At 61.3% G+C, this 13,011-nt stretch carries 14 protein-coding genes and 1 tRNA gene; 5 read left to right on the top strand and 10 right to left on the bottom strand.

Annotated elements, in window-relative coordinates; translation table 11 throughout:
- Positions 1-2: 2 nt before the first annotated feature.
- The 5 genes from hisA to BLQ09_RS23415 all read right to left on the bottom strand — a co-directional run bounded on the left by hisA (position 3) and on the right by BLQ09_RS23415 (position 4,099).
- Positions 3-740 (bottom strand): 1-(5-phosphoribosyl)-5-[(5-phosphoribosylamino)methylideneamino]imidazole-4-carboxamide isomerase, encoded by a 738-nt coding sequence (gene hisA, locus BLQ09_RS23435; protein ID WP_027605077.1) that lies wholly within the window; start codon positions 738-740, stop codon positions 3-5.
- Positions 741-779: 39 nt separating this feature from the next.
- On the bottom strand, positions 780-1,037 hold the full coding sequence (locus BLQ09_RS23430) for a DUF2164 domain-containing protein (protein WP_027605078.1): 258 nt from the start codon (positions 1,035-1,037) through the stop codon (positions 780-782).
- A complete protein-coding gene (gene hisH, locus BLQ09_RS23425; RefSeq protein WP_065925756.1) occupies positions 1,038-1,676 on the bottom strand; it encodes an imidazole glycerol phosphate synthase subunit HisH in 639 nt (212 codons plus the stop codon). It abuts the gene before it with no gap.
- A complete protein-coding gene (hisB, locus tag BLQ09_RS23420; protein WP_017849940.1) occupies positions 1,676-2,269 on the bottom strand; it encodes an imidazoleglycerol-phosphate dehydratase HisB in 594 nt (197 codons plus the stop codon). Before hisB ends, hisH begins: the two co-directional genes overlap by 1 nt.
- Positions 2,270-2,437: 168 nt before the next feature.
- Positions 2,438-4,099 (bottom strand): OFA family MFS transporter, encoded by a 1,662-nt coding sequence (locus BLQ09_RS23415; protein ID WP_027605080.1) that lies wholly within the window; start codon positions 4,097-4,099, stop codon positions 2,438-2,440.
- 325 nt (positions 4,100-4,424) lie between these two features.
- Between BLQ09_RS23415 and BLQ09_RS23410 the strand changes: the two genes are divergently transcribed.
- The 4 genes from BLQ09_RS23410 (at position 4,425) to BLQ09_RS23395 (ending at position 8,147) form a co-directional block, all read left to right on the top strand.
- Positions 4,425-6,635: an AsmA family protein gene (locus BLQ09_RS23410; protein ID WP_092358715.1), complete on the top strand. Its 2,211-nt coding sequence runs from the start codon at positions 4,425-4,427 to the stop codon at positions 6,633-6,635.
- Positions 6,632-7,699: an A/G-specific adenine glycosylase gene (mutY, locus tag BLQ09_RS23405; RefSeq protein WP_092358713.1), complete on the top strand. Its 1,068-nt coding sequence runs from the start codon at positions 6,632-6,634 to the stop codon at positions 7,697-7,699. The genes BLQ09_RS23410 and mutY overlap by 4 nt, the downstream gene beginning before the upstream one ends.
- Positions 7,696-7,968 carry an oxidative damage protection protein gene (locus tag BLQ09_RS23400; RefSeq protein ID WP_027605083.1) on the top strand — a complete coding sequence of 91 codons (273 nt, stop codon included), beginning with the start codon at positions 7,696-7,698 and terminating at the stop codon, positions 7,966-7,968. The genes mutY and BLQ09_RS23400 overlap by 4 nt, the downstream gene beginning before the upstream one ends.
- Before the next feature lie 103 nt (positions 7,969-8,071).
- Positions 8,072-8,147 (top strand) — tRNA-Phe (locus tag BLQ09_RS23395).
- A 129-nt stretch (positions 8,148-8,276) separates the two neighbouring features.
- On the opposite strand, the gene BLQ09_RS23390 is transcribed toward BLQ09_RS23395, so the two are convergent.
- The 5 genes from BLQ09_RS23390 to BLQ09_RS23370 form a co-directional block, all read right to left on the bottom strand.
- On the bottom strand, positions 8,277-8,546 hold the full coding sequence (locus BLQ09_RS23390) for a hypothetical protein (protein WP_027605084.1): 270 nt from the start codon (positions 8,544-8,546) through the stop codon (positions 8,277-8,279).
- A 94-nt stretch (positions 8,547-8,640) separates the two neighbouring features.
- Entirely contained in the window at positions 8,641-10,245 is a 1,605-nt protein-coding gene (locus BLQ09_RS23385) for an ArnT family glycosyltransferase (RefSeq protein ID WP_027605085.1), read from the bottom strand.
- An 85-nt stretch (positions 10,246-10,330) separates the two neighbouring features.
- Positions 10,331-11,296: an arsenic resistance protein gene (locus BLQ09_RS23380; protein ID WP_092358711.1), complete on the bottom strand. Its 966-nt coding sequence runs from the start codon at positions 11,294-11,296 to the stop codon at positions 10,331-10,333.
- A 41-nt stretch (positions 11,297-11,337) separates the two neighbouring features.
- Positions 11,338-11,646 (bottom strand): type II toxin-antitoxin system RelE/ParE family toxin, encoded by a 309-nt coding sequence (locus tag BLQ09_RS23375; RefSeq protein WP_051429336.1) that lies wholly within the window; start codon positions 11,644-11,646, stop codon positions 11,338-11,340.
- Complete coding sequence (locus BLQ09_RS23370) at positions 11,636-11,830, bottom strand: type II toxin-antitoxin system RelB family antitoxin (RefSeq protein WP_081744416.1); 195 nt, start codon at positions 11,828-11,830, stop codon at positions 11,636-11,638. The genes BLQ09_RS23375 and BLQ09_RS23370 overlap by 11 nt, the downstream gene beginning before the upstream one ends.
- Positions 11,831-12,029: 199 nt before the next feature.
- Here BLQ09_RS23370 and BLQ09_RS23365 point away from each other — a divergent pair, with 199 nt between their 5' ends.
- Positions 12,030-13,004 carry an alpha/beta hydrolase family protein gene (locus BLQ09_RS23365; protein WP_092358709.1) on the top strand — a complete coding sequence of 325 codons (975 nt, stop codon included), beginning with the start codon at positions 12,030-12,032 and terminating at the stop codon, positions 13,002-13,004.
- Positions 13,005-13,011 lie beyond the last annotated feature (7 nt).

The raw sequence follows: 13,011 nt of genomic DNA, 5'->3' as shown, positions 1-13,011 counted from the left end.
CCTCAGCCGTTGTAGGCATCGCAGTAAGCCTGGGCTTCGGCGACGTCCAGGGTACCTTCGTAGATCGCGCGGCCGGTGATGGCGCCGATGATCCCTGGCGCCTTGGCGTCCAGCAGCGACTTGATGTCACCCAGGTTGTGAATGCCGCCGGAAGCGATCACCGGAATCTTCGTCGCCGCCGCCAGCGCCGCGGTGAACGGCACGTTGCAGCCCTGCATCATGCCGTCTTTGGCGATGTCGGTATAAACGATGGCGGACACGCCGTCGGCTTCGAACTGCCTGGCCAGGTCGATGACTTGCACGGTGCTGATTTCAGCCCAGCCGTCGGTGGCGACGAAACCATCCTTGGCGTCCAGGCCCACGATCACCTTGCCCGGGAACGCGCGGCAGGCTTCGGCGACGAAGGCCGGGTCTTTCACGGCCTTGGTGCCGATGATCACGTAGCTCACGCCAGCCTTGACGTAATGCTCGATGGTTTCCAGGGAGCGGATACCGCCGCCGATCTGGATCGGCAGGTTCGGGTAGCGCCTGGCGATCGCGGTGACCACCTCGCCGTTGACCGGCTGGCCTTCGAAGGCGCCGTTCAAGTCCACCAGATGCAGACGCCGGCAGCCCCCTTCCACCCATTTGGCAGCCATGCTCACCGGATCATCGGAGAACACGGTGGAGTCTTCCATACGGCCTTGGCGCAGACGGACGCAGGCGCCGTCCTTGAGATCGATAGCGGGGATAATCAGCATCTGGCAAACCTTATTCGATATTCAGCAATGCTTGGGAAATCAGGGTTTCTCAAGCGACCACAGGTCGCTTTCGATGCTTTCGAACCTTTCTTTAAGGAGCGTCTGCGTATCGAAAATCGCCCTGTTGTAATAGTGCGGAGCCACTTCGGTGGTGAACAGCTCAAGAATCTCGGCGACCTCGAACGAGCCCAGCTTGAGCTCGAAGCGGTCTTCCATGAAGCGCTTGATCTTGAGGGTAGCCTCACTTTCCTGCTCTGGCGTGAGGGTCAAGATCGGCAGCTTCGGCTTCCTGGCCATTTACCAGCGCCCATCCCAGGCGGCGAAGTTCTGCAGCAATTGCAGGCCATGGGTATGGCTCTTCTCCGGGTGGAACTGCACGGCAAAACGCGAACCTTCGGCCAACGCTGCGGCGAAGTCGACGCCGTAGTGCCCACCACCCACCACCTGGCGCGGTTTACCGGCGGCGATGTAGTAGCTGTGCACGAAGTAGAAGCGCGCCATGTCCGGGATGTCGTGCCACAGCGGGTGATCCACCGCCTGGCTGACTTCGTTCCAGCCCATGTGCGGGACTTTCAGGTGGGCGCCGTCTTCGTGCAGGTCCTTGCCGAAGAACTTCACCTGGCCGGGGAACAGGCCGATGCAGTCGACGCCGTCGTTCTCTTCACTGCGATCGAGCAAGGCTTGCATGCCCACGCAGATGCCGAGGAACGGACGATCCTGGCTGACTTCGCGCACCAGGCTGTCAAAGCCCAGGCGACGGATCTCCGCCATGCAATCGCGGATCGCCCCCACACCGGGGAACACCACGCGGTCGGCTTCGCGAATCACGCTGGCATCGCTGGTGATCAGCACCTTGCCGGCCCCTACGTGTTCGAGGGCCTTGGCCACCGAATGCAGGTTGCCCATGCCGTAATCGATAACCGCGACCGTCTGCATTACAGGACGCCCTTGGTCGAGGGCATCTGCCCGGCCATGCGCTCATCCAGCTCCACGGCCATGCGCAGCGCGCGGCCGAAAGCCTTGAACACGGTTTCGATCTGGTGGTGGGTGTTGGTGCCGCGCAGGTTGTCGATGTGCAGGCTGACCAGTGCGTGGTTGACGAAGCCCTGGAAAAATTCCTGGAACAGGTCGACGTCAAAGCCGCCCACGGTGGCGCGGGTGTACGGCACGTGCATCTGCAGGCCTGGGCGGCCGGAGAAGTCGATGACCACACGCGACAGCGCTTCGTCCAGCGGGACATAGGCGTGACCGTAGCGACGGATGCCTTTTTTGTCGCCGATGGCCTTGGCAAACGCCTGGCCGAGGGTGATGCCTACGTCTTCCACCGTGTGGTGGTCGTCGATATGCAGGTCGCCCTTGCTGACGATATCCAGGTCGATCAGCCCGTGACGGGCGATCTGGTCCAGCATGTGCTCAAGAAAAGGTACACCGATATCAAATCGGGCCTTTCCGGTGCCATCCAGGTTGATCGAGGCTTTGATCTGGGTTTCCAGAGTGTCGCGCTCGACGGACGCCTTACGTTCGGCCATCACCAGCTCCGCAAAATCATTGGGCGAAAAAGGCAGCCATTATAGGGGCGCGGGCGCTAAACAGAAACATCGAAGGGGATAAGACTGACGAGTTGAGGCGGGGAATGCCGGGATAGACATGTATACACAAGCGGGCGCTCCAGGATGGTGCGCCCGCTTGTATTCAACTTAGTGGAACAGTACCGCCGTCTTCTGCAGGGTCACCCACACACCCCACGCCAACGGAATACCCACCACCAGCCAGGCCGCGATCGCCAATGGCACGGTGCCGGGCGCCGCTTTCCACTCCAGGGAAGTGCTGGCATCAGCCCCTTTGTCATGGCCCAGCGCCTGTTCGGCGGCAAGTTCTGCATCGGTCATGAAGTACTTGTCGGCCACCGGGCGGACCAGCATGTTGCAGATAAAGCCCAGCACCAGCAGGCCGGCGAGGATGTACAAGGTGATGTCATAGGCCGCAGCGCGTTCAACGCCGATGCTCAGTTGATACTCACGCAGGTAGTTCACCAGCACCGGGCCCAGCACGCCCGCCGCTGCCCAGGCAGTCAGCAGGCGACCGTGGATCGCGCCGACCATCTGGGTACCGAACAGGTCGGCCAGGTAGGCCGGGACGGTCGCAAAGCCACCGCCGTACATCGACAGGATGATGCAGAACGCCGCCACGAACAGCGCCACGTTGCCCAGGTGCCCCAGGTTCGGGATCAGCGCATACAGGGCAAAGCCCAGGGCGAAGAACACAAAGTAGGTGTTTTTACGCCCCAGGTAGTCGGAGAACGACGCCCAGAAGAACCGACCACCGATGTTGAACAGGCTCAGCAGGCCGGTGAAGCCCGCAGCGATGGCGGCAATCGACGCCAATTGCCCGGCGTCCAGTTGGCCAAACGGCACATCGACACCCAGCAGCTTGCCACCGAACACTTCCTGCAGCAGCGGCGAAGCCATGCCGAGGATGCCGATACCGGCCGACACGTTCAGGCACAGCACCAGCCATACCAGACGGAATTGCGGGGTTTTCCACGCCACATTCACGTGCACGTGACGGTGGGTGATCATCGCGTTACTGGCTTTTTTCGCCGGTGCGGTCCAGCCCTCAGGCTTCCAGCCAGTAGGTGGAACGCGGTAGGACAGCGCGCCGCCGATCATGAACACGAAGTAGATCGCAGCCATGACCAGGAAACTCTGCCATACGCCTACGCTGGTCGGCGAAGCAAAGTGCCCCATCAGCGCAGCAGCCAGCGGGGCGCCCACCATTGCGCCGCCGCCGAAGCCCATGATCGCCATGCCGGTGGCCATGCCGCGCTTGTCCGGGAACCACTTGATCAGGGTCGATACGGGCGAGATATAGCCCAGGCCCAGGCCGATACCGCCAATGACCCCGGAGCCGATCCACATCAGCCAGATCTGGTGGGTATAGATACCCAGCGCCGAGATCAGCAGGCCGCCGCACCAGCACAACGCCGACACAACACCGGCCTTGCGCGGCCCGGCATGTTCCAGCCAGCCACCCCAGATCGCTGCCGAGCAGCCCAGGAAGATGAAGAACAGGGTGTAGATCCAGCCCAGCATGGAGATGGGCCAGTCGCATTGGGATGAGAAGACCTGGGCGATGAAGCTCATGTCCGGTGCACAGGCGACAGGCTTGGTGATACCCAGCGCCTTGGACAACGGCAACCAGAACACCGAGAAGCCGTAGGCCATGCCGATGCACAGGTGGATGGCCAGGGCGGCCGGTGGAACCAGCCAGCGGTTGAAGCCGGGCTTGGCGATAATGCGCTCCTTGGACAGGAACGCAGGCTGTGGGGCGGTAGTGCCCGCCACAGTGCTGCTGCTCATTGATGTATCCCCCAGTTATTAGTATGCGTTCGTCAGGCGCTCTCTCCCTCGGCCTTGCACGCAAAGCGTGGCCGTTTTTGTAGAGTGAAGCTCCATTTTGGCGCGACGATAAGTCGCAGAAGGCGAACGAACGGCTGAAGATTAGCATTAGCGAGTGACAGAAAAACCAAAATGACATCATCTTTTTGCGATTTTTCGGTTTTATTGGCGTCAAAAACCCGTTTTCACCCCTATGGATACAATGTAACGATCGGTGACCTGACGCAGGCCGTCGGGCGTTATACTCTGCGGCTAAATTTTGAAATCGACATACAAGGACTCGCCCATGAAAGCGTTCGGCAAAATCCTGGGTCTGGTACTTCTCGGGCTGTTGCTGATCATTGTGGCTCTGGGCTTTGCCCTGACCCATCTCTTCGATCCCAACGACTATAAAGACGAGATTCGCCAGATTGCCCGCGACAAGGCCCACATCGAGCTGACGCTCAATGGCGATATCGGCTGGAGCCTGTTCCCCTGGCTCGGCCTTGAACTGCACGAAGCCAGCGTGGCGACCCTGACCACGCCGACCCAACCCTTCGCCGACCTGCAAATGCTTGGCCTGTCGGTGCGCGTCCTGCCGCTGCTGCGTCGCGAGGTGCAGATGAGCGATGTGCGGGTCGAAGGCCTGAACCTGCGCCTCAACCGCGACAAGCAGGGCCATGGCAACTGGGAAGACATCGGCAAGAACGCGCCGGTGGCAACTGCCGGAACCCCCGCGCCAGCGCAAGCGCCTGCCGAGCCCGAAGCAGAAAAACCGTCCAAGCCGATCCGCCTGGATATCGACAGCCTGACGGTCAACAACGCCCGCGTCGAATACAACGATGAACAGACCGGCAAGCAATTCAGCGCCGAAAGTATCCAGCTGAGCACCGGCGCCGTGCACGAAGGTGCGAGTATCCCGGTGAAACTCACCGCCTTCTTCGGCAGCAATCAGCCGGTGATGCGCGTCAAGACCGAGCTCAACGGCAACCTGCGTATCGAACGCGCGCTCAAGCGCTACCAGTTCGAAGACATGAAAGTCACCGGCGAAGCCACTGGCGAGCCGCTGCAAGGCAAGACCGTGACCTTCTCCACCCAGGGCCAGCTACTGGTGGACCAGGCGGCCAATATCGCCGAATGGACCAACCTGAAGCTCGCGGCCAACCAGTTGCGCGCCCTGGGCGAGCTGAAGGTCAACGACCTGGACAAGCCCCCGCAGCTCAGCGGCGCGCTGTCCATCGCCCAGTTTGACCTGGCCAAGTTCCTCGACAGCGTCGGCAACCCGCTGCCGCCCATGGCCGAGGGCAGCCTGAGCAAGGTCGAGCTGGTCAGCCGCCTCAAGGGCACGCCGACCAGCCTGGCGCTGGAAGACCTGAACCTGAAACTCGATGGCAGCACCTTTACCGGTCGTATCGCCGTGGACGACTTTGCCAAGCAGGCGCTGCGCGTGCAGCTCAAGGGCGATACCTTCAACGCCGACAACTACCTGCCGGCCAAGTCCGAATCCGCCAAGGGCGCGACCGCCGCCCGCCAGGCCGAAGTGCAGAACAGCGAAGCCGGCGCCATGGCGGCCGGGGGCACCACGCCACTGCCGGAAGCACCGACCAAAGGCGCCTGGAGCACGGACAAACTGCTGCCATTGGCCCACCTGCGCAAGCTGGATGTGAATGCCGACCTCGCCTTCGGCCAACTGACCCTGAGTAAATTGCCGATCCAGAATGCCGTGCTGAAAGCGTCCGGCGTCGACGGCCAACTCAAGCTCGACACTCTGAGCGGCGGGCTCTACAACGGCACCTTCCAGGCCAATGGCAGCCTGGACGTGCGCCAGGACATTCCGCTGCTGGCCCTGCAAAGCCGGATCAGGCAGGTGCCGGTCGAACGCATCCTGCAGGCCCAGGGGCAAACGCCGCCGGTGAAAGGCCAGGTCACCCTCGACAGCAACCTCAGCGGCCGCGGCAACAGCCAGAAAGCCCTGATCGACAGCCTCAACGGTACCGCCAGCTTTGTGATCAACAACGGCGTGCTGCTCAACGCCAACCTCGAGCAGCAACTGTGCACCGGTATCGCCCTGCTCAACCGCAAGACCTTGAGCGGCGAACAACGCGGCAAGGACACACCGTTCCAGGAGTTGAAGGGCAACCTGACCTTCCGTAACGGCGTCGCCAACAACCCCGACCTGAAAGTGCGCATCCCCGGGCTGGCGGTCAATGGCAACGGTGACGTCGACCTGCGCGTACTGGGCATGGATTACCGCGTCGGCATCATCGTCGAAGGCGACCAGCGCGAAGTACCGGACCCGGCCTGCGAAGTCGGCGCCAACTTCCAGGGCATCGAAGTGCCGCTGCGCTGCCGTGGCCCGCTGGAGCTCGGCGCCAAGGCCTGCCGCCTGGACAAGGACGGCCTGAGCCAGGTCGCGATCAAGGCGGCCGGCAACAAGCTCAGCGAGAAGCTGGAAGAGAAGCTCGACAAGGTCAATCCGCAGCTCAAAGATGCTTTGAAAGGCCTGTTCAAACGATGAAAAACGAGCAGTTTTCAACGGCGGTGCTGGACTGGTACGACCGCCACGGCCGCCATGACCTGCCCTGGCAGCAGGACATCACGCCTTACCGGGTGTGGGTTTCGGAGATCATGCTGCAGCAGACCCAGGTCAGCACGGTGCTCAATTACTTCGACCGCTTCATGGCCTCCCTGCCAACGGTCGAAGCCCTGGCCGCCGCGCCGGAAGACGAAGTGCTGCACCTGTGGACCGGCCTGGGTTATTACACTCGGGCGCGCAACCTGCAAAAGACCGCGAAAATCATCGTGGCCGAGTACGGCGGCGAGTTTCCCAGGGATGTGGAAAAACTCACCGAGTTGCCCGGTATCGGCCTGTCCACCGCCGGCGCGATTGCCAGCCTGAGCATGGGCCTGCGCGCGCCGATCCTCGACGGCAACGTCAAACGCGTGCTGGCGCGCTTCACCGCACAAGAGGGCTACCCCGGCGAGCCCAAGGTGGCCAAGCAGCTGTGGGCCACCGCGGAGCGCTTCACACCCCATGACCGTGTCAACGCCTACACCCAGGCGATGATGGACATGGGCGCCACCCTCTGCACCCGCAGCAAGCCCAGTTGCCTGCTGTGCCCGCTGGAAAAAGGCTGCGAAGCCCACCTGCTCGGCCTGGAGACACGCTACCCGATCCCCAAGCCGCGCAAGAGCATCCCGCAGAAGCGCACGCTGATGCCGATGCTGGCCAATGCCGAAGGCGCTATCCTGCTTTACCGTCGCCCTTCCACCGGCCTGTGGGGCGGCTTGTGGAGCCTGCCCGAACTGGACGACCTGCAAGACCTCGAACACCTGGCCAACCAGCACGCACTCGAACTGGGCAAGCATCAGGCACTGCCGGGGCTGATCCACACCTTCAGCCACTTCCAACTGGCCATCGAACCCTGGCTGGTCCAGGTCGAGGAATCCGCCCATCACGTGGCCGAGGCCGACTGGCTCTGGTATAACCTCGCCACCCCGCCGCGCCTGGGCCTTGCCGCCCCGGTAAAGAAACTGCTGAAACGCGCGGCCGATGTATTGAACGCAGGAGAGTCGTCATGACCCGCACCGTAATGTGCCGCAAGTACAACGAAGAATTGCCAGGCCTGGAACGCCCTCCGTACCCAGGTGCGAAGGGCCAGGACATTTTCGATCATATCTCCGCCCAGGCATGGGGCGACTGGCTGAAACACCAGACGCTGCTGATCAATGAAAAACGCCTGAACATGATGAACGCCGAAGATCGTAAATACCTGTCAGGCGAAATGGACAAGTTCTTTTCCGGCGAGGATTACGCCAAGGCTGACGGCTACGTGCCGCCTGCTCAATAATTGATCAAAAATCGGGGTCGGCACGTAAGCGACGGTAATAATTAAATTTTTTTTGAAAACTTGCTTGACGACCCCCTGAAAAACCCGTTTAATGCGCCCCGTTGCCCAGATAGCTCAGTCGGTAGAGCAGGGGATTGAAAATCCCCGTGTCGGCGGTTCGATTCCGTCTCTGGGCACCACTAATTAGTTTCAGGTGGTGCAAAAACCACCCGAAAGCCCACAAGAAGCCCGCCCAGTGCGGGCTTTTTGTTGTCCGGGATTTATAGATGCCGCCTGGGGCGATCGAGCATCGCCCCAGGGGATTTCAGCTAGCTGCGATCCGACATCAATGTGAACACTGCCACCCGCTCCTGATCGGATATCTCAAAGCCGCGCTCTTCCACCCGATCCAGCCAGCCCTGGGCTGACAGCTGCTCGCCAAAGCGTACCAGGCGCCCGTAACGCTCGAAGACCGCCCTCAACACATTGATCATCGCCGGATAGCTGCAACCGCCATCAAAGCCAATGCTCAGCCTTCCGATTCGCGAGCGCTCAATTACGTAGCCACTGACGGGCCGCTTAAAGTCCTTTTTCGTCATATCCCTGTGCTTCCAATACGGCAAGTTCAAAAAACGGCACAGCCAATTTGACCGACCGGTCACTCGATCGGCAAACATACAGCAAGGTGCCAGGTCACTTCAGCAAAAACACCACCAGCGGGTTGTCGTTCAATCGCCCCTCTAGGCTCGGCTGCAGGCGATCCAGGGGCGTTCCCGGCAACAGCGCCGTTTCCTTGCGTGCCACGATCACCCAGGCAGGACGGGGCAAAGCATCCAGCCGTCCAACCTCGTTACCCGCGATAAACACGGGCTGCTCGTCGTGGTCCAGGTTCATCATGTAGCGCACGGCCCAGGTATCACGCCCCAGATTGAGAAACACCAAGGTACCCGGCTGCTTCACGCGAAGCGCCTCCACCTGCCCCACGAATCTCCGGGTATCGAACTGCAAATCCTTGGCCGGCTCCACGACAGCCACCAACACCAGCCATTGCGCCGCCAATGCAACGAGGCTGAGCCACACCAGTCGCTGCGGCCGTCGCCAGACACCCAGCGCCGCCACTTGCAGCACCAACAGGACAGCAATCAGTAGCGGCAACGAAACGTTAGGCCAGTAACCGTGCTTCTGCCACCCATGCCGACAGACAAACACGGCAACCACGCACAGCGCCGGCAGCGCCGCGACAAGCCACTCATAGCCCCTGCGCACGCCCGAGAGCCAGCCTTGCGCCTGAAGCAGCCCATAGGCCGCGACAGCCGCAAACATCGGCACCATGGGCAGGATGTAATAGGCACGCTTGAAATGCGGCACCGACAAGCCAAGCAGGATCATCAACCCACAGGCACCGAGCCGCACCACCAATTGCACCGGATCATCAAACCGCTGCGCCCAACGATGACGCAGCGCAACCAATGTGACCAACGCCAGCGGCACCACGGGGAAGTAACGGTACAGGCTCAGCTGGAAGTAGAAATAGAACGGCTCGCCGCTTTCATCAAGGCGCCCGCCCACTTGCATCTTGAACACTTCATCGGCAAACCCATCGCCGCCGCTGATGCGCGCCAGCTTCACCAACAGCCACCAACAGGCCGCCAGCAACACCAGGCCGACGATGCCGTGGATCAACACCTGCCTGACCCGTCGTCCAGGACTGCCCAGCGCCCAATACACGCACACCACGCCGCAGACTTCGATCAAGCCCAGCGGGCCGCGTATCGCGAAACCCAGGATGAACAGCGGGAACACCGCAAGTTGCCTGAGCCGTGAGCCCAGGCGCTCACCACTGTGCAGCAGGTAGAAACTGCCGACACACAGCAACGCCACCATCTGGTCCAGGCATACCGAGCGGGACTTCTCGAGCAATTGGGTGGTGAGCAACGTCAGCAGCACCGTGAGCAACGCCCACGGGCGACTCGCCGGGACCAGCAAGCGATAGATCAAGGCTACGACCCCGGCGGATGCAAGGGCAGTGGGCAGCACATTGGCCAAGTGGTTGGGCGCACCGAACAGCCGGGCAAATACGTAACTGAAGAAGGTCGCGGTACCAGGGTAGTCCGCGTAAGGCTGCCCATAGGTGGTGGGGAAAAGACTCGCGCCATGGCGAAACATTTCCTGCAGGAACAGCGCCCAGCGCCCGTCAAAGCCCTGGGGTTGCTGGTCCCAGATACCCAGCGTGAACAGCAACAGCGCGAACAGGAAAATGCCCAGGGACTCCAGGCGGAAACGGTTGCAGTGATCCATGGGTTGGCCTGTCAGGTAGGGAACGCCGACCTAGGGTGCCGAACGTATCCCTAATAGCACCTGAACAAACCTGAACATTCACGTTTCACCGACCTGCAGGCCACACCAGCCTCGGGATCAGGCGCACGTAGATCAACTCGCCCACCAACTCGACCAGGGTTTGCAGGATCACCGCCGTCGCCGCCACGCCGCGCACGCCTTCTGGCAACGCCAGGGCCAGCGGCAACACCACCAATGAGTTACGCGTCGATGCGCTGAACGTCACCGCCCGTGCCGTCGCCGCCGGCAGCGCGAACAGCCTCGCAGCCAACGCCCCGATCACCGGCGCCAGCAACAGGAACGCCACGTACACCGGGATCACCGGCAGCAACAGGTTAATGTCACGCACCACTGAAGTGATTTGCGAACCGATCACCACCACCAACACCAGCGCCATCGCCGGCACCGGCAACCACGCCCAGGCGTCGCTCCACGCACTGACGCCCGATGAGCGCCGCGCCAGGAATGTGGTGATCACCGCCAGCCCCATGGGCAGCACGATCAACAACAGGAACGCCTCGATAAACGGCCCCGCCTGCACCACCACCCCGGACTGCGCCCCCAGCATCAACCCCAGGTACACTGGCAACAGCAGCAACTGCAGCAACAACAGCACCGGCGTCGCCGCCAGCATCAAGCGCGAGTCGCCTTTACCGATATGGGTAAACACCACCACATAGTCGACACACGGCGTCAGCAACACCAGCAATGCGCCCACCAGCAACGCAGGGCGCTCCACCAGGCCACGGGTCAAGGCCCAGACCAGCAACGGCACGAGGATGAAATTGGCCAGCAGCAGCGCCGACAGAAAGCGCTTGTGGCCCAAGCCCTGGCGCAGGTCCAGAAAAGGAATTTGCAGGAACATCGCATACATCAACACCGCGATGGCGGGCGTGGCCAGCGCGCCAAGGCCCTGGGCCAACGAAGGCGCGAACACACCGAAAGCGGCAGCCAGGAGGACAGCGGCGAAGTAGACGGGGATCTGGTGGTGTTCGAGGGTGTCGCGGGTCATGAAAACGCTCTGGTGGATCGCAGAGGTGCAAGCCTATGCGTCTACTGGCGCGAGGTCGAGTGCAGCGGGCCGGTCGCCTCTGAAGGATATTCTTGGCGTGTATGCAATACGGTCAGGATCTCGACCTGTTCCATAACGCGATAGACGACCAGATAGTTTGGATGAACAACCATTTCACGAGTGCCGGACAAGCGCCCTTGCCTGAATCCGTATGGCATTGACGACAAACCCTCAGCGGCCTCCACAATCGTACGGTGCAACGAAGCGGCGGAAGCGGCATTGTACTGCTCGATGTAATCAATAATTTCGGTCAAGGCGACGATAGCCTCAGGTCGCCATTTAACGAGCAGCACGACGAGCCTTGCGCCTCTCTTCCAGCATCCTCTCGACTTCGGCCATTGCCTCATCATGTGGAATGCTTGGGCGAGGATCATCAATGGAAGCCTGTACCTTGGCACGAAACCAACGGTCGTAGCTGGCAGCCTGCTCTTCAGTTTCAAACTCTGAAACGATGGGAGAACGTGGGATGCTCATGGAGACCTCCGGAATAGGTGCCTGCCAGTCTAATCTGTCCATGGTTTGCTGTCGTTTCTCTCGGATGTATGGCTTTCGCCGGGGCTCTGCACGCTTTGCGAGCGCCGAAGGTTAATGACCCAATCAAAGGGCAGACAAGTGCTGGCAAACTGGCTAACTGTTACTAAAAAATAATAATCCAGGCAGGGGCTTCGAAACGATGAATTTGAATGACGCCTCTTCAGTAGTAAAAATTGCAACTACACCCAGAAATAGCCAAAGCGAATCCTTCAAGGAATCCGCCGCAGACGGCCATCCCCTCGGCGGCTTCACCTGGCGCCACCCGCGCACCGACCGCGAACGCCCGGTCGTCATCATCAACGCCGCCACCTCCGTGCGTTGCCGCCACTACTCACGTTTCGCCGACTACCTGTTCGCCAACGGCTTTGACGTGATCACCTACGACTATCGCGGCATCGGCGAGTCCCGCAGCGGTTCGTTGCGTGGGTTCAAGGCGTCGTGGTCGGATTGGGGTACGCTGGATTTCGAAGCGATCCTGCTGCGGGCACAGCGGGAGTTTCCAGGCCAGCCGATTGATGTGGTCGGCCACAGTTTTGGTGGCTGTGCGGCAGGGCTGGGCGCATCCGGCGCGGTGATCCGGCGAATCGTGACCGTGGGCGCGCAGTTCGCCTACTGGCGCGATTACGCCGCCGCCGGGCGCTGGCAGATGTTTGCCAAATGGCATGTGGTCATGCCGGTGGTCACGGCATTCTGCGGGTATTTCCCCGGCAAGCGCCTGGGTTGGCTGGAGGATACGCCGGCAGGCGTGGTGCGCGACTGGAGCACGCCAACGCCCAGGTATGAGACGCGGCCCAGCGGGCGGGCCCTGGCGGACTTGCCATTCAGTCGCGTAAAGGCGCAGGTGCTGGCGATCAGCATCACCGATGACCCCTTCGGCACTGTGGCGGCGATTGAGCGTTTGCTGGGTTACTTCGACGGCAGCGAGCGCACCCATCTGCGCATCGCCCCGGAAGACATCGGCGAAAAACAGGTCGGACATTTCGCGTTCTTTCGCAGGGACTATCAGGATCGATTGTGGCCGATTGCACTGGCCTGGCTGCAACACGGTCAATTAACGGCGGATACCCTTGGGATTTCCCTCAACCTGCGCTTCAATACCCCACCCAGATCCTGACCCAAGG

The organism is Pseudomonas sp. NFACC25 (genome assembly GCF_900100935.1).
Lineage (GTDB): Bacteria > Pseudomonadota > Gammaproteobacteria > Pseudomonadales > Pseudomonadaceae > Aquipseudomonas > Aquipseudomonas marginalis.
Note: the sequence above shows the minus strand (reverse complement) of the source record. Positions and strands in the feature narration are given on the sequence as shown.